This is a genomic window from Spirosoma foliorum, assembly GCF_014117325.1.
Taxonomy (GTDB): Bacteria; Bacteroidota; Bacteroidia; order Cytophagales; family Spirosomataceae; genus Spirosoma; species Spirosoma foliorum.
The window spans coordinates 5,526,645-5,544,152 of record NZ_CP059732.1; the positions used below are offsets into that span (position 1 = coordinate 5,526,645).

Annotated in this window: 15 protein-coding genes; 5 read left to right on the top strand and 10 right to left on the bottom strand. The window is 46.6% G+C overall.

The window, feature by feature from the left end:
* The first annotated feature begins 164 nt into the window (after nt 1-164).
* The gene (hemN, locus tag H3H32_RS23385; RefSeq protein ID WP_220472558.1) at nt 165-1,541 is read left to right on the top strand and encodes an oxygen-independent coproporphyrinogen III oxidase; all 1,377 of its coding nucleotides are present in this window, start codon (nt 165-167) and stop codon (nt 1,539-1,541) included.
* Nucleotides 1,542-1,815: 274 nt separating this feature from the next.
* On the opposite strand, the gene H3H32_RS23390 is transcribed toward hemN, so the two are convergent.
* From H3H32_RS23390 to H3H32_RS23410, 5 genes are all read right to left on the bottom strand, one after another.
* The gene (locus tag H3H32_RS23390; RefSeq protein WP_182458018.1) at nt 1,816-2,148 is read right to left on the bottom strand and encodes a hypothetical protein; all 333 of its coding nucleotides are present in this window, start codon (nt 2,146-2,148) and stop codon (nt 1,816-1,818) included.
* 167 nt (nt 2,149-2,315) lie between these two features.
* Nucleotides 2,316-3,062, bottom strand: a complete 747-nt coding sequence (locus H3H32_RS23395; protein WP_182458019.1) for a GLPGLI family protein — start codon at nt 3,060-3,062, stop codon at nt 2,316-2,318.
* A 33-nt stretch (nt 3,063-3,095) separates the two neighbouring features.
* The gene (locus tag H3H32_RS23400; RefSeq protein ID WP_182458020.1) at nt 3,096-5,948 is read right to left on the bottom strand and encodes a TonB-dependent receptor domain-containing protein; all 2,853 of its coding nucleotides are present in this window, start codon (nt 5,946-5,948) and stop codon (nt 3,096-3,098) included.
* 237 nt (nt 5,949-6,185) lie between these two features.
* Nucleotides 6,186-7,541, bottom strand: coding sequence for an aminodeoxychorismate synthase component I (pabB, locus tag H3H32_RS23405; RefSeq protein ID WP_182458021.1), 1,356 nt, complete (start codon nt 7,539-7,541; stop codon nt 6,186-6,188).
* A 3-nt stretch (nt 7,542-7,544) separates the two neighbouring features.
* Entirely contained in the window at nt 7,545-8,573 is a 1,029-nt protein-coding gene (locus tag H3H32_RS23410) for an NYN domain-containing protein (protein ID WP_182458022.1), read from the bottom strand.
* 368 nt (nt 8,574-8,941) lie between these two features.
* On the opposite strand from H3H32_RS23410, the gene hisB reads away from it, so the two are divergent.
* Together hisB and H3H32_RS23420 are read left to right on the top strand one after the other, a co-directional pair.
* On the top strand, nt 8,942-10,090 hold the full coding sequence (gene hisB / locus H3H32_RS23415) for a bifunctional histidinol-phosphatase/imidazoleglycerol-phosphate dehydratase HisB (RefSeq protein ID WP_182458023.1): 1,149 nt from the start codon (nt 8,942-8,944) through the stop codon (nt 10,088-10,090).
* 328 nt (nt 10,091-10,418) lie between these two features.
* Nucleotides 10,419-10,985, top strand: coding sequence for a 1-acyl-sn-glycerol-3-phosphate acyltransferase (locus H3H32_RS23420; protein ID WP_182458024.1), 567 nt, complete (start codon nt 10,419-10,421; stop codon nt 10,983-10,985).
* A gap of 45 nt (nt 10,986-11,030) precedes the next feature.
* On the opposite strand, the gene nspC is transcribed toward H3H32_RS23420, so the two are convergent.
* The 5 genes from nspC to H3H32_RS23445 form a co-directional block, all read right to left on the bottom strand.
* A complete protein-coding gene (gene nspC, locus H3H32_RS23425; RefSeq protein ID WP_182458025.1) occupies nt 11,031-12,185 on the bottom strand; it encodes a carboxynorspermidine decarboxylase in 1,155 nt (384 codons plus the stop codon).
* Between the two features lie 17 nt (nt 12,186-12,202).
* Nucleotides 12,203-12,652, bottom strand: a complete 450-nt coding sequence (locus H3H32_RS23430; RefSeq protein ID WP_182458026.1) for an energy transducer TonB — start codon at nt 12,650-12,652, stop codon at nt 12,203-12,205.
* A 64-nt stretch (nt 12,653-12,716) separates the two neighbouring features.
* The gene (locus H3H32_RS23435) at nt 12,717-13,547 is read right to left on the bottom strand and encodes an energy transducer TonB (protein ID WP_182458027.1); all 831 of its coding nucleotides are present in this window, start codon (nt 13,545-13,547) and stop codon (nt 12,717-12,719) included.
* Nucleotides 13,548-13,605: 58 nt separating this feature from the next.
* Nucleotides 13,606-14,382 carry a hypothetical protein gene (locus H3H32_RS23440; protein WP_182458028.1) on the bottom strand — a complete coding sequence of 259 codons (777 nt, stop codon included), beginning with the start codon at nt 14,380-14,382 and terminating at the stop codon, nt 13,606-13,608.
* Nucleotides 14,383-14,486: 104 nt separating this feature from the next.
* Nucleotides 14,487-15,701 (bottom strand): saccharopine dehydrogenase family protein, encoded by a 1,215-nt coding sequence (locus H3H32_RS23445; RefSeq protein ID WP_182458029.1) that lies wholly within the window; start codon nt 15,699-15,701, stop codon nt 14,487-14,489.
* A 290-nt stretch (nt 15,702-15,991) separates the two neighbouring features.
* On the opposite strand from H3H32_RS23445, the gene H3H32_RS23450 reads away from it, so the two are divergent.
* Nucleotides 15,992-16,432 (top strand): WapI family immunity protein, encoded by a 441-nt coding sequence (locus H3H32_RS23450; protein ID WP_182458030.1) that lies wholly within the window; start codon nt 15,992-15,994, stop codon nt 16,430-16,432.
* A 409-nt stretch (nt 16,433-16,841) separates the two neighbouring features.
* Nucleotides 16,842-17,483 carry a TetR/AcrR family transcriptional regulator gene (locus tag H3H32_RS23455; protein ID WP_240543472.1) on the top strand — a complete coding sequence of 214 codons (642 nt, stop codon included), beginning with the start codon at nt 16,842-16,844 and terminating at the stop codon, nt 17,481-17,483.
* Nucleotides 17,484-17,508 lie beyond the last annotated feature (25 nt).

The following is a 17,508-nucleotide window of genomic DNA, read 5'->3' on the forward strand; positions in this document are numbered from 1 at the left end:
CTGATAATCATCAGCTCCCGGCCTGATACGACTCAGGATTCACCATTCGTCAGGAAGCCATTTTTGTGTAATCAATGGCAGAGGGCATGGGGCTTGGGGCATAGGTAGGTGGGGTCAATTTCTCTCATCCTATGCCCTGCCCCCTCTGCCCAATGCTCCTTACTATGAATCCGCTCATTCAAAAATATAACGTTCCTGGCCCACGCTATACCAGCTACCCAACGGTGCCCTTCTGGGACGAAACAACCTTTAGCGAAACCGCCTGGGTCCATAATCTGCAACGAGCTTTTTTGGCGAGCAATGCAACAACGGGCATTAGCCTGTATATGCACCTACCCTATTGCGAAAGCCTATGTACGTTCTGTGGATGCAATAAACGCGTCACCCGAAATCACAGTGTCGAAAGTCCCTACATCAGCGCACTCCTGGCCGAATGGAATCTGTATTGTGATTTGTTGCCCGAGAGACCGCGCATTGCCGAACTACATCTGGGCGGAGGAACTCCCAGCTTTTTTGCACCCGATCAACTCAAACGACTCTTAACCGGAATCTTTGAACGAGCTACCCCAACCGAATCGCCTGATTACGGCTGGGAAGGACACCCGAACAACACGACCCAACAGCATTTGCAGGTTCTATATGATTTCGGCTTTCGGCGGGTGAGTTTTGGGGTTCAGGATTACGACCCGGAAGTACAGCGTGCCATTCACCGGCATCAGCCGTTCGAGCAGGTTAAGCAGGTAACCGAGTGGGCACGCCAGGTTGGCTATACATCCATCAGTCACGACCTGGTATTCGGGCTACCATTTCAGACGACCAAGTCAATTGCCGATACGATTTATCAAACCATCACACTTCAACCCGATCGGATTTCCTTTTATTCCTACGCCCATGTCCCCTGGATTAAGGGCAACGGCCAACGGGGTTTTCGCGACGCAGACCTGCCTTCGGGCGAACAGAAACGTACTCTGTACGAAACAGGCAGGGATTTACTGGAACATGCTGGTTATACCGAAATCGGTATGGACCATTTTGCCTTGCCACATGATTCGCTCTACAGCGCCATGCAGGAAGGCACGCTTCATCGGAATTTTATGGGTTACACCACTACCCAAACGCGTGTTCTGTTGGGCTTAGGCGCATCTTCGATTAGCGACGTCTGGTCGGCATTTGCCCAGAACGAGAAAGATATCGATGCGTATCTGGATAAAGTTATGTCGGGTCAATTGCCCTTGTTACGCGGCCACATTCTCGATGATCAGGATCAATTTCTGCGTCGGCAAATTCTGAACATTATGTGTCAGGGAGAAACGCAGTGGCACCTGGGCAGTTGGTCGAAACACGAGTGGGAAGACCTAAGCGCCCGACTGGAATCGTTCTGGCTTGATGGATTGCTGGAATATAATGCCGAGGGGCTACGTGTGCATCCCAAAGGCCGGCCCTTTCTCCGGAACATCTGCATGGCCTTCGATGAGCGACTGAATTATTCCCAATCGAAGGCTAGCACTATGAAAACTAAGCTGTTTTCGCAGACGGTTTGATTTATATGTTCCCCTTACCAATATAATGCTGTTAAGTTCCTAGCTTTTAGCCCCTCTCCTTATTTTCAAGGAGAGGGGTTGGGACGGTCAGCCGCTGCCGTGAGGTGAATCGCTTAAGCAGGCCGTTTTACCCTCACCCCCGGCCCCTCTCCCAAAATGGGAGTGGGGAGCAACAATTCAAAACGGAAGAGCGCTTTCCACGAAAAAATAGAGTCGCCTGATCCAGCGACCAGGCGACTCTATTACGTGAGATATTACGGTGGGTTTCTTGGCTTTACAGCAAGTCGATTGCGATCATCAGCAGATGCAAAACCAGGCTGGTTGCAAAGGTTGGGAAAATATATTTTACCGGGAAAGCCGACAGAATTGGTACGAGTACTAATAGAAAACAAAGCATACTCACCAGAAACTGCCAGTCGCCACCACCAAAATTCGACATGATCAATAAAAGTGCGGGCGATAGAATGCAACCCTGAATAGCCAGTGCCGAAACGGCCCAGCCAAAACGGTTGAATTCGGCTTTAGCAACATAGTTTTTGTACGTAGCCAGCCAGCTGGTGTTGGCTGTGTTTGTATAATTATCAGTTGAGTGTGCGAGCGTTGCCATGACTTGTGTGCGTTTAAATGATGTCACAAAACAACCATAGCGCGCTGGCAACTTACCTGACGTAGATCAGCTCAAAAAATGACTTTTCACCACCCACCAAAAAATTCAAGCCTGCTTTTATACCCGAAACGGCTAAAAGCAGGCTTGCAAAAACACTGGTAACTGACTCAATATCGGATTTCCCAATACGGATTATTATGAGCAACCATTTGCTCAGCAATGTATTGGCTTATCACCTTATCGTAGCCAGCGTCGTCAATTTTTTTGCCTTTCGTTTTGGGTAGTTTCAGGTCGTTTGGGGTGAGGGACCGGAAAGTAACGTTTGTCGCTTCAATAAGCACAGTTCCGTCATCAATGTCCAGTTCCAGAATCAGGCCAGGCAATCCACACATCCGTTCGGGACCAGCCGAAACCGGGATATCCTGCGCAAACCAGGCCGTAATTTTCTGTTTCTTAATTAAATCCTCCGTCTCAGCTTTCATGCAGATGAAACCAGCTACCTCTTTGATCTGATTCCCAATTTTCCAGACAGGCGCATGGACTGAATCTTCAACAATGTAAGTTTTACCCAGCATTTCGATGATGTCGGTTTTATGGTCTTTTTCAAAATTGCGGTACAGATCCAATTCATACTGCCGCCAGGAATAACCCCCTTCTTCCGGCTCAGAGCTGAAATAGGTATACAGGCTTTCGTTGGCATTGAAGGCCATCTTCATTTTTGTGCCTTTGTTGTTCTCTTCCCAGTTCTTCCGTAGTTGCGTCTGACGGTCCTTTTGTTCCTGATTCAGAAACGTCAGTCTATTGATCATTTTGCTCCAGTAGTCTTTACGAACATAGGTCACTACACCTTCCGTTTTCTGGGCCATAGCCATCGAGCTGATCAGGAGGCATAGTAATAGGGCTAGTTTCTTCATGGTAAATTAAGTGCGTTTAGAAGTGGGTTAAAATCAATAATAATCCCGGCGCATTTTAGCCTGAACACCACGCATGTTGTAGGTAAAGCTCAGCATAAAATACCGGGCCAGCGACTGAATTCGTTCGGTACTGGTATAATTCTGTCCGGCATATTGCGATACCACCACATTCCGGTTGAGCAGATCGAAGCCCGACAAACGAACTTCCGCTTTTTTAGCTTTCCCAACAATACGATAGATCGACGAACTTAACAAGGGAATCTGCTGATTGAAATTCAACTTCTCGTTTTTGTACTCGTTATAGTTCATTGTTGTATTCAGGTAAAAACCTCCGGGTAATTTCAGGTTCAGATCACCCCGAACGCTGTTGTTGTAAATGGTCTGATTCTGCGCCGTGTTGATCGAATACTTCGTATTGGTAATGCCTATGTTCGCATTTCCATAAAACGTAATCCACTCTTTAGGCGTCAATTCAAGCCGGACGCCGAACGAGTAATTCTGGTTGTTGGTTTCGTTCAACACCTCATTGATACGCGTCAGATTATGGCCAAAATTCAACTGCGTGTTCAGGTTTAGGGTTGCCTTGGTTTTCTTCAATGGGAAACCAAAACCGATATACGAACCCAGATTTTTACCCCCCGTCAGGTTTTCGGGCATTGTGGTCGTAATCAGGGTTTTCGGATCAACGATCTGGCTGTAAATAATCTGGTTAACAAAGTAGGTCGTGTAGATATTCGACCAGAAATTAATAAAACTACCCGGATTAAAATAGCTGAAATAAGCGCTCAAATTATGACCCAATTGGGGCAACAGATTCGGATTTCCACGGGTGATTGCCAGTGGGTTGCTGTTGCTGGTTACCGGCTGCAAATCGCGCGAAGATGGAATCTGCACCCCTACATCATAACTAGCGTTGAGGTATCGGTTGTTTTTCAGATCGTAGTTGAGCGAAAAGTTCGGAATTACCGTCGTAAATGTCCGTTTGATAGGCTGGAGCGGCTGGCTTTGATCACGGGCGAACTTCCCATCGAGCTGGAATTGTTGCCCAGCTACCCCTACCGAAATATTCAACCCTTTGTAGGAATAACGCACACTGCTTCCCAGTCGGTTGAACAGGTAATTGTTCTTATAGTACAAACTTAATGAATCGATCTGTCGGCGACTGTCGTCCAGGTTCGATACATCGCGGTCTACTTCATCGTAGCGGAGGTTGAAGTTATAGAACGTCTCCCAGAAGAATTTTTTGGCGAACGGTTCCACGTAGAGCAGATTGGCCTTGTACTGATTACTGATCGAGGCCGTTCCCTGATCCTGATTCAGCACACGTAGCATATCATTGACACTAGTGGCCTGAAAGAATTCGTTTCGGGCTTTCAGCAGCAAATCGCCATCGTTTTTATTGATCTGAAAGGTCGCACTTGCGCCAAAATTGCGTCCTTTCTTTTTGAATTTCAGCCGATATAGCAGCGTATTGGCCATTGCGAACTGATTTGCCGATGAATTATTCGTCGACTGACTATAGGTAGTCGGAATTTCAGAACTATTGGCTACACTCTGGAAGACCCGTTGCTGACTTTGCAGATTGCTACTATTGATACCAAACCGGCTATTACTAATTATCAGCAACGTTTGCATGGAATCGAGTTGCTTTTCTAAACGGAAGCTGACTCGGTGGTTCGTTGTCAGGTTAGCCTGGCTGCTGGTATCTGTTTTCCGCAAATTGGTTGACCCAGGCAGGTAGCTTTTATTTTCCCGAAGCGCATCCAGATCTAACCGGGTCTGGTTGAAATAGTAGCTCGTACTCAGCTTGGTTTTTTTGGTGTCGTAGTTGTAGTTAAGCCCCCCTGCCGCGTTTTTGGTAAAGCCCCGCCCATTGCCCCCGCTAATTGGAATGGTCAGGCTTTCATTGTCATCACCAAAGTAAAGAAAGCGATTAGAGCCACTGAATCCAAAGTCAGCATTATCGTTCCAGTTAAACGAATTGCTTCCGCGAAAGTCCTGATAATCATTAAAGGAAATCCCTTGCTGGTTTGTATTATTCCCTAGCAATAAAGCTGAAAATTGTTGTTTACTGTCAAATTTGTTGTAGCTCCCTTTTCCTTCAAAACGGGTCGATACGTTATTCGAAGCGGGGCCTGCTCCGGCAGTTACTTTGCCAAAACCTCCCTTTTTAAATTCGTCCTTGAGTTGCAGGTTGACAGTCTTTTCTTTTTTACCATCGTCAACGCCCGTCATTTTCGCCTGCTCGGTTTTGTCGTTAAAAACCTGCACTTTAGTGATCGCTTCGGCCTGAAGGTTTTTGGTAGCCAGTTTCGGATCGTCGCCGAAAAAGCTTTTTCCATCAACCGTCACCTTCTTTACTTCCTGCCCCTGCGCCCGAATATTCCCATCCTGATCAATCTGAACACCAGGCAGTTTACGTAGCAAATCCTCAACTGTCGAACCGGGCGGCACCTTAAACGAACTGGCATTATACTCAATCGTATCGCCTTTAATGGTCAACGGGGCTTTTGCTGTTCTGACTACCACTTCCATCAACTCTCGGGTGATGGGTTTCATCTTCAAAAGGCCTAAATCCATGACAGGCTCCCCCGTCGATTTAATCGACTGGTTGTAGGGAATATACTCGACAAAGGAGATCTTCAGAATATAGCTTCCTGCCTTTAAATTCTTAAACGAGAATGCACCATTTTCATTGGCGCGGGTGAAATTGATCATCGCCGAATCTTTGGCACTAAGCAGCATGACAGTTGCCGATGGCAAGGGAGCTGATGCCGTATCGACAGCACGGCCCTGAAGTGTAAAGCGGGTGGTGGCAGCAGGGCTTTGGGCATAGAGCGCAGCCGTGAGCAGACATAGTACGGCCAGCAGGGAAAAGTTTCTCATGGATAGTAGATATAAGCTAGTAGGATACTGAAAGCAAAGCTAAACGGATAAGCTTGCGATGTTTAATCGGTTAACGTTTTTTAACTATATTTATAGTAGTTAATTTAGTTAACGGTCATTTTGCCCATTAATGAGTACTTAATACGGCAAAACGTTGCAAGGCTTATCCTTTAAGAGGAGAAAAAGGCGACAATTCCACAAAAAAAGTTTAAGAGTTAGGAAATATTGTTTCCCGAACTAGAAACTACCCTCTAATACAGTACGAATGGCACGTGCTTTTAACAGGCACTCTTCCCATTCCTGCTTTGGGTCGGCGTCGTACGTAATGGCGCTTCCAACGGAAAATGAAGCGTACTGACGTTGGGCATTATAGAGTAGCGTTCGAATAACCACGCTAAAATCAAAATCGCCATCAGGCGTGATGAAGCCTACGGTCCCCGAGTATACCCCTCTTCTACTGACCTCCAGTTCATCAATCAGCTCCATAGCCCGGATTTTTGGAGCACCTGTCATGCTGCCCATTGGAAAGGCATTCTGAATTGCATCGGCCCAGGAAACATCCTCTCGCAACGTGGCCGATACGGTTGAAATCATCTGATAAACTTGCTGAAAGCCGTAAATACCAAACAGCTCATTTATCTGCACCGAGCCGGTTTGGGCACTTCGGGCAAGGTCATTCCGTACCAGATCGACAATCATCAGGTTTTCGGCTCGCTCCTTTTCGGAGTTCAGGAGCTGCGCCCGAAGCATCGAATCCTCTTCGGGTGTTGCTCCCCGGCGGATGGTTCCTTTAATCGGTTGCGACAGTATAGTATTACCTTCTTTTTTCAGAAACCGCTCCGGCGATGCACCTATTATATATTGATCACCAATTTTCAAAAAACTTGAAAACGGCATTGGCGACCGCTCATTCAGAGCCATGTAGGTGTCCAGCGGCTCCAGATCAATGTTTTCCGCAAAGAACTCAATGCAGTAACTCAACTCATATACGTCGCCCGCCAGAATGTGTTGCTGAATCCGCCGAACGTTGGCTAGATATTCTTGGTGGGAGACACGGCATTGGACGCGTTTACCCTCACCCCCGGCCCCTCTCCCATTTTGGGAGAGGGTAGCAAGGCTTGCCGTTTCCCCCCCCTCTCCCAAAATGGGAGAGGGGCCGGGGGTGAGGGTAATCATACGGGCAACAGCTTCCAAATCCCCCTCGCCCCGAATCACTACGCTATCCTTTTCAAAATCAATAATCCACTCGGGCTCTACAAAATAAGCATCAGGCAATTCCAGTCGATTGGGGTTACGGCTGCTTAATGCTTCAAGTTGATTTTTGAGATCGTAGCCCAGATAGCCCACTAAAAAGGAAGGCCGTTCGCGATGGGCAGCAGCCAACTCCTGAATGGTCGCCAAATCCGAAAACGGAATGACCCGTTTCTGACCGACAAACAGTCGGTTTGGAAACGGGTCATTGGGGTAAGCAATGTTATTATTATTCAAAAATGCAACAAAGCCGCCTTCATGTGCCTGCTGGCTCATAGCCCACGTCAACGCCTGCCACTGAATTGACAGCGTATCGGTAGCAGATACATGCAGCACATTCATTCTTTAAGATCGCAATAGCCGGACGTCGACGGCAATATCTTTACCTTCAGCGTTTTGACCAATCGTAAATTCAATTTCGTCGTCTATCTGCAATTCATTGAAATCGGTATCAATCAGACTAGTATAATGGAAAAACAGATTGTTAGGCGGATAATTCACGAAACCATAACCCGTTTTCAGACTGCGAATTGTACTTATTTTTCGTCCTTCGGGGTCATCATCAACCAAATTCAGGCCATCGGCAAGATTATAATTTGGCTCATCTAACGACGAATAGGCCGTTTCATACTCATCACCTGCCGAAAGTCCGTTCGTAAATCCGTTCCCGTAGCTACTGCCATTGGCAGCGATCGCCGTAAAAGTTGGGCGAGCGGTTTGCTGCTTTACAAACAGGTTCTGAATAACCATATCGTTACGGCGGCTTCGGTCGTCAATTAGCCCGTGCATACCTACTGGATACGATACTTCTTCCAGCAAATCCTGCGACGTGCGCGTAACCTGTTTTTCGCCCTGCTCATTCAGGAATTCAAAATCCCAGCTAAGCACCATAATGCGGGAGCCTAGCGTGTTCAGTTTACGAATCAGCGGAACATAGTCACCATCAGACGTAATGAGTACCACCACATCGAATTTCTTGTATTGAGCTAGCTCGAACGCTTCAAGAGCCAACCAAACATCAATTCCTTTTTCCTGCCGATAGCCCTGATACGTTTTTACGGGCAGGTAGTGGGTAACCACTCCTTCCGACATCAGGATATCATCAAACAGCCGATCGTAAAATAGCTGATTACCACGTTGATTCGCTTCATGTGCATTGAGACGCCCACGAAAATAATGAGCATCTACAATTTGGCACAGACGCTCGTTGACGCCTTCTTCTTCGGCTACCTGCCGACGAATGAATGCGTGTAAACCCGAAATGCTTATACGGCTACGACGTTCGTGAGAATAATTATAGTAGTTGCTTACGTGTAAAAAATAGTTACCGTCATAGAAAACCCCAATCCGGGTTAATCTGGATGCTGCTAGCATGCTATACCTTAGAGTTTATAATTGTAGATTTTTAAGATAATACATTATTTTCCTTTTCTAATTGGGGTTGACTGGTGGTATATGGATTGTATAAATACGAAGAAAATCAACTTATAAAATTCTATTTTATTCGTATGAACTAAAGGCAATGTAAGTCAATAACAAGTTTTTCGCGAGGCCGACTATCTGTTGGCAATACTGTTAAGTAATATAGGTAATAAGCTTTCCCTAAGCCTATAAGGCAATGTAAAATCCAGGAAATTGGGGGAGATCCGGTTATACTAGTTATAAAACTATTCTGCAAACATAACACTTTTTCGTATCCATTGCACTCTGACTGTATCTTTGTAGGCTTATTCCTGCACGCTATGCAAAAAATTCTGTTTATCGACCGCGACGGTACGCTTATTATTGAACCACAACCCGATCAGCAGGTCGATTCGCTACTTAAGCTCGACTATATTCCAAAGGCAATTTCAGCCATGCGAATGATTGCTGAAGATACCGATTATCAATTAGTGATGGTCACCAATCAGGATGGGCTTGGTACCGATTCGTTTCCCGAAGATACGTTCTGGCCAGCGCATAACAAGATGATGTCCACCTTTGCCGGTGAAAATATTCATTTCTCAGCGGTACACATCGACCGTCATTTCCCACGCGATAATTCGACGACCCGTAAGCCCGGTACGGGCATGTTGACGGAGTACTTTTCCGATAAGTATGATCTCGCCAATAGCTACGTTATTGGTGATCGACTGACCGATGTACAATTGGCGGTAAATCTGGGCGCAAAAGCTATTTTATTCCTTCCGCCAGATGGTCTCGCAGATGTACAAACCGCCGATGTTTCTGGCCTGACAGAAACGATGCAACATGCAATCGCCCTGAAAACGGACGACTGGGATCAGATATACGAGTTTCTTCGATTGCCTGCCCGAACGGCCACCGTGGAACGAAATACCAAAGAAACTCAAATTCGGGTTGACCTAAACCTCGATGGACGTGGTCAGGCCACTATTCATACCGGTCTGGGTTTCTTCGACCATATGCTCGATCAAGTCGCCAAACATTCGGGTGCCGATCTGACCATTCAGGTCAATGGGGATTTGCATATCGATGAACACCATACGATTGAAGATACAGCCCTGGCGTTGGGAGAAGCTTATCGGCGTGCGCTTGGCGACAAACGGGGTATTAGTCGCTACGGTTTCCTGCTGCCGATGGATGAAGCGTTGGCACAAGTTGGCATCGATTTTTCAGGTCGCCCCTGGCTCGTTTGGGATGCTGATTTCCGGCGCGAAAAAATTGGTGATATGCCAACCGAAATGTTCTTCCATTTCTTCAAGTCATTCTCAGATACGGCTCTTTGCAACCTGAACATTAAGGTCGAAGGTGATAATGAGCACCATAAAATTGAAGCCATTTTCAAAGCCTTCGCGAAAGCCATTAAAATGGCCGTTCGGCGCGATATTAAAGAATTGGACAACCTACCAAGTACGAAGGGGGTTCTGTAATAAGTTTTCGGTTTACGGTATTCAGTTTACGATGGCTGATGTAAGAATGGCTTTCGTTTCAGCCACCGTAAACTGAATACCGTAAACCGAAAACTTCAAACTAATTAATTACTTTTGCATCTGAATTCAACTGAATACCGACATGGATTTATCAACTCCTTTGACACTTCTGTTCTACGCCGTACTGTTGACCGCTTCGTTTATAACAGGCCGGTGGTTAGAAAAGAATGACCGAAAGTATTAAAAGTAGCGAACAGCCTTTAGTCCATAGTCAACAGTAATCATTGCTTATTGACCATTGATTAAAGGCTGTTGACTATGAATTACTATGCTCGGTGCTATTACCCGTTGGTTGTTTAAAATTGCTGGATGGCGGGTGGTTGGCTCCGTTCCGACCTTACCGAAAGCGATTTGGGTCGTAGCTCCCCATTCTACCAACTGGGATTTCCTTCTCGGCCTGGGTATTCGTCCTACCATTCACGTTTGGATTGAGTACCTCGCCAAAAGTTCACTATTTACGTGGTACGCAGGCTGGCTATTCCGGGCATTGGGTGGCAGACCTGTCTATCGAGATAAATCGCACAATTTAGTGGATGCGATGGTTGACGTGCTTAATTCAACTGAGCGACTCCATATCTGTATTGCCCCCGAAGGCACCCGTAGCAACGTTTCGAAGCTAAAAACTGGTTTCTACTACATCGCCCTTAAAGCGGGCGTCCCTCTAATTCCAGTCGGCTTCGACTGGCCCCGTAAACTCATACTTCTAGGTGATCCAATTTACGTTACGGGCAACTACGCAACCGACATGGTGCCTTTTTACGAGTTTTTCTCTCAGGTTCAGGGAGTCAAGAAAGACTGGTTGAAGCATTGGGAAGAAACGGGGGTAATTGAATAGAGTGTGTGAAGTCAGGTTTGAGAACCTGACTTCACACACTCTAAACTAGCTCAATCGGTCTTTAAAGCTTTCGTAGCCGTACGTTTTGATCAGCTGAAAGGTTTCGTTTTCTTTCCAGATACCAATTGCGGGTAAATTCACACCGTTGAAGGTTGTGGTTTTCACCATAGTGTAGTGAATCATATCGTCGAACACCAGTTTATTGCCAATTTCGAGCGGGGCATCAAATGAGTAATCGCCCATAAAATCGCCGGCAAGACAGGTCATCCCTCCCAAACGGTAGGTCGGTTTACCCGCAACGGGCTCGTGGTAGGAGTTGATAATCCGGGGTTTGTAGGGCATTTCGAGCGTATCGGGCATGTGAGCCGCAAACGACGTATCCAGAATGGCTACGTCAATCCCTTGGCTATTCACAACATCCAAAACGCTCGATACCAGAACGCCCGTTTGCCAGGCAATGGCCGAACCCGGTTCCAGAATAACATCTACCTTATATTTCTGCCGGAAGGCTGACAGCAAGCCAATCAGGTGATTGGTGTCATAACCTTCCCGAGTCATTAAATGCCCTCCACCGAAATTAACCCATTTAGCCTGATGAAGTAGATCGCCAAAGCGAGCTTCGAGGGCTTCGAGCGTTCGCTCCAGGGTAAATGAGTCATTTTCGCAGAGCGTGTGAAAATGAATGCCTTCCAGACCCTCAGGTAATTGATCGGGCAATTGGTCACGCGTAGCGCCTAATCGGGAACCTGGAACGCAGGGGTTGTACATTTCCGTGGCAACTTCTGAGTACTGCGGATTTACCCGAATACCACAGGAAACTGGTTTTCCGGCAACCCGATCTTTAAACCGCTCCCATTGGCTCCACGAATTGAACGTCAGGTGACTGCTCCGTTCGACCACTTCATCAAACTCATCGTCGCGATAGGCCGGTATATACGCATGCGCTTGCACGCCCATATACTCGTTCACCAATTTGATTTCGTTGAGCGAACTGGCGGTGGCACCACTTAGGTATTCGCGCACCAATGGAAAAGCACTGTACATCGAAAACCCTTTCAGTGCCAGAATAATAGTCACACCAGCGGCCTTCTGTACCGAATCGATCAACGTAAGGTTTCGGCGTAATTTGGCTTCTTCCAGAATAAAGCAGGGCGACGGAATAGCGGGTTCGTCGAGGTGCTGCAGCAAGGTTGTAGTCATGCCGCAAAGGTAGGAAACTAATGGCCTTTACGTTTAGGAAAATCAGTGCCGAATGCAATAGGCAGATTGTATTTAACGCGTATTAACCGTCCTGATTGACTCCCAGGAATCCAGCAGGGCATAGCCTTAACAACCCGCATCGCTTCTTCGTCGCACCCATAGCCAAGACCTTTCAAAACAATGATATCGGTTAGGCTTCCGTCTATCTCTACAACAAACGACACAAAAACACGCCCTTTAATTTTTGCTTCTTGGGCTTCTGCCGGATAGTTAATAGTTACTTTCAGATAGTTTATTAAGGCGTTTATACCACCTGGAAATTCGGGCTGCGTTTCGACAATCGTATAGACGTTTACATCACGCTGTTGTGTTGTTTGCGCGAAACTGGCAACCGACAGTACTAATAAACCGACACTTAGCGCATACGTGCGACTCAGTATTAGCGAGTAAACAGTAGAAAAAATCATGTGTATGCGGATAGAAACGGAGCCGCTTATTGGATGTACAATTTTTCGTTTTTTTACAACTGCATCATTCCAGCGTAAAGGCAATCGGTAAATTATACTTTACCCGAACCGCCCGCCCCGACTGTTTACCGGGTTTCCAGTGGGGCATCTTGTTCATCACCCGAAGGGCTTCTTCATCGCAGCCGAAACCAATTCCTTTCAATATCTGGATATCGGTTAAGCTTCCATCCGTATTGACAATAAAGCTGACAAAAACCCGCCCCGACACACCTGCCGAAGCAGCCTGGCGTGGATAATTCAGGTTTTTACCCAGGAAGTTTATCAGCGCACTCATACCACCGGGATATTCGGGTTGCTGCTCAACCGTTACAAATGGGGCTTCGGTTTTGGATTCTACTTCAACGGCTTTTTCCTGTACCGTGGCAACCGTTGCTTCTGGTGCCGCAATCACGTCAATATCGCCAGTTCCCTCGGCGGTTACGGGTCCAGAAGTAGCATCTTTAAGTTCCTCAACGGTTGCGGGTGGATTCTCTTCGACCACATCAGCGTCAGGTAGCACATCTAGTGGTAAATTTCGTACGGTCTTAACTGCTGGTTGCTTTTCAGCAGGTGGAACTTCGATCGGCTTTTCGGCCGGTTGTTCTTTTATCGTTTCAAGCGTCACCTGGGTCATGATCTCCTTGTTGGCGATGGTTTCTTTAGGCCAAAATCGATCATAGAGTGTAGGGAGAGCAACTCCCAACAAGAATAAACCGACACCCAGCCCCACTGCACGGCTAAGTGTCGGTCGATAATGTTGGCGCAGGTCGAAGGCACCGTAGGCCCGATTACGAGCCTGAAAAATAATGTCGTCGTAAGTCAGCGCGACATCTGTAGAAGCATTGGCGTGAAGCATAGCGTTTGATCGTTTATACCGCTTGGATGCTCGCTCCAGTTATTTTCCACAAATGGCTTTATAAGCTATCGTACTTTTTGACAAGCAAAACGGCCTCATTTTCGGATTTACCACTCAGGCTTTCCTGTTTGGCATAGGCCTTCAACTCATCGGCATGATCGCCCAGGCTTTCAATGATCGACTTGTCGGAAAGCTTCACTTTCGTCAATGTTTGATCGGGTTTGAGCACATAGTAGGAATTAACATCCCGGAACTCATCGTACCGTTCGCCATTAGCGTAGGGATTTTTATAATCGGCCTGCTTAAAGGATTTTGCCACTCGTTTTAGCAAGGCCGATTTGCCTTGATAAAGCACCAGAAAATACCCAGCTTTCAGCGCATCGTCGTTGGTTTTAGCCTCTGGTATATGGCGAAAAACGTAGAATTGACCATCCGCATTCTTAAGCTGAAACGATTTTACCTGATCGACATTCACGATAATAGAATCGTTACCGGCCCAGGTCCGAAGTAAAATCAGATGCTGACGATAGGCATCAAATTTAATGGGGACCTCTTTGTAATTCTGCCCGGCCGCCATCTCAATCTGACCTTTATTCCAGGCGGGGAGAAAATACGGCGTACCTCGTAATCCTTCGTAACGATGATCCATTGTATTCACCATCGTGTAGGGACCGGCGCCAACAATTTGGCTGGTCGACTGGTACGTTTCATAGCCATTACGCTGCGCATTGGGGTTATATTGCTGAGTTGGCTTAGCTTTCGTGGTATCGCTTTTTTGAGCGAAAACACTTGACATAAACAAACTCGCCAGAAGGGTCAGGAATAGAAGCTTCATAGTCGTGTTGTTTAAAGTAGGGCGGCAAATGACAGTTAGGTTACTAAATAACGAAAATACCGCCATGATCTATAGCGGTATTTTCGTTAATCAATAAATTTTAATCAGGCCGGATATTCGTGAGGCAGCGGAATGTTCACCCGTTCGTTGACAGGCAATCCCTGTTTGTTCATTTGTTCGATAAATGGATCGGGGTCTAGCTCCTCGCAGTTCCAGACACCGGGCTGCATCCATACACCTGTGAGCATAAGCATGGCGCCAATCATTGCTGGCACGCCTGTTGTGTAACTAACCGCCTGCCCACGCACTTCACGATATGTTTCGGCATGATCGCAGTTATTCCAGATAAAATACGTCCGATCTTCGCCGTCTTTCACGCCTTTAATCTGGCAGCCGATGCTGGTTTGGCCCGTATAGTTTTCGCCCAGTGAGTCGGGAGCTGGCAATACCGCTTTCAGGAACTCCAGCGGCACAATATCCATTCCATTAAACTTCACCGAATCAATTCGGGTCATGCCTACGTTTTGCAATACCTCCAGATGCGTCAGATACGCCTGGCCAAAGGTCATCCAGAACCGGGCACGTTTCAGCGTTGGGAAGTTTTTCACCAACGACTCCAGCTCTTCGTGATAAAGTACATAGGATTCACGAGCGCCAATGGCCGGGTACTCGATGGGTTTATGAATGCTCATGGCCGGAATCTCGACCCACTCGCCATTTTCCCAGTACCGACCAGGCTGGGTGATTTCCCGGATGTTAATTTCCGGGTTAAAATTCGTAGCAAACGCTTTGCCGTGATTCCCCGCATTACAATCGACGATGTCCAGATAATCCATCCGATCGAAATGATGTTTGGCCGCATAAGCCGTAAACACCTGAGTAGCGCCAGGGTCAAATCCACAGCCTAACAGGGCCATTAAACCAGCCTGCTCAAACCGCTCTTTGTAGGCCCACTGCCAGCTATATTCAAACTTAGCAACGTCTTTCGGTTCGTAATTAGCCGTGTCCATATAATGAACACCCGCTTCCAGGCAGGCATCCATAATCGGAAGATCCTGATAAGGTAACGCTACGTTGATAACCAGCACCGGATTAAATGACCGAATCAATGCAACTGTTTCGGCCACAACATCGGCATCAACCTTCGCCGTTTGAATGGTTACGCCGTGCATTTCCTGAATTTCGGCCGCAATACGGTCGCACTTTGCTTGGGTGCGGCTGGCCAGCATAATCGTTGTAAAGACCTGGCTGTTCATCGCACATTTATGCGCTACAACGCTGCCAACGCCACCGGCTCCGATAATGAGCACTTTTGCCATCTATCTGAATTTAGTAGTTGTGTATTTTCTTTCGGCGACAAAGATAGGGAAAGTCAATAAGTCGATATGTAATGAAGTTGTTAACAGAATTTCGCTTAGAGCCGCGCCACGGTTAGTTATAGCGGAGCAATTGAACCACGGCACGGCTTTAAGCGAAAGTCTTAGCTGGATAAAGCTCTTAAATAAGCGGTGTGTTCTAAAATAATGACCAGAAAATAATGGTATTTTATCAACAAACAGTTAGTATATTTGTTAAGTAGACATATACTCGATCCTCAATAAATACCGTTATGAAATTTGTATCTTCTTCAGGCTCTGCTAACTCATTTGAACTCGCGATTTTAGGTTATAGTAAGGCTACCAAAACCTGGAGGGACCGCAATCGGTTACAATGCCGATTTTCGACCTTATGGGGGCAACAGTCCGATACACAATCCGCCCCTCTGCAAACCTGGGAAATCAAACGTCTATTGGTTGGACTACGCTCGCTCTGGAACAAAGCAACTAACCATGTAACCCTGACTTTCTCGGAGCCAGGTCTGAGTATGGAAGCCAAAGCCCTCTCCGACGACAAGTATTGCCTACAAATTCAGCTTGATCATTCACTGGCACCCTCCTGGCATAATTACCCAGACTTCCCCATGGAGATGGATATCCATTTAAACCGAAATCAGCTTCAGGAAGCGATACAAGAGTTGTCAGGCCAAATGGATACGTTTCCCGAAAGATAAATTCTAGCCTTATCTGGACCAGCAATAAATTGGGTGTATTGTACTTAACTGAGAAGGCTAAGTATAGTGCGCCTTCTTTATTATTTGTCTACAAGACTAAAAGATAACATCGGATTAACTATCTAAAAATCAGTCGTTTATTATGAAAAAATTTCATAATATTACTGAATTGTTTCCAGTCAGCCTACGGCTAAACCTCCATTAAGGGCATATTTTCAGACAGGTTACCACGTACTTAGTAAATCATTTTCACGATTATTATTATTATTTCGCAATATTATTTTTTGACAACATCAGTGGTAATAACCATATTTGTAGCTACAGTAGATTTGTAGATTAGGGAAATTTACTGGACCACCTACAAAATAGATCACTGAATCCTCTTTTAAACAAAAAACGACCCAATTGTATGAAAGTCGTCAAGCGAAGAAATCGCCAGATGACCATGGAACGGATTCTACGTGCCATGGGTGAAGTAATGGCCGAGCGAGGCACCGAAAAAGCAGGCATCAATGCCGTTGCCGAGCGCGCCGGAGTGAATAAAGTACTTATTTACCGCTACTTCGGTGGCTGGAACGGCTTGCTGGAAGCTTATGTGCATCGCGGATTCTTCCTGTCGATGTTTAACGACAAATTCCTGGATTCGGTGCCGGACAATCTGGCCCCCGAAGCACGCAGCAAAGCCTGGTCGGAGTATACCATCCAGTTCATGCGCGAGTTCCGTAGCCGGAAGTCTTCGCAGGAGTTGATCCGTTGGGAAATGTCGAATGGCGAAACCGAACTGGCTCGTCGTCTGGCCGATTTTCGGGATCAGTCCTACAAATCGATGGTTAGTAAACTAGCCCCCTATTCTGATTTCGATCCGATTGCTATCACCAGTCTGATGGTAGCTGCGGTTACGCACCTGGTCCTGACCAGCAATCAACGCGATCATATCGGCGACATCGACCTTCGCTCCGATTCTGGTTGGGAACGTCTGGAAACAGCTATCCGTCGAATTTACTCTAGTTTGAATATTGCCCTTGAGCGTGAAAACGCTAAAGTAGCCTAAACTAATGATGAATTATAAATGATGA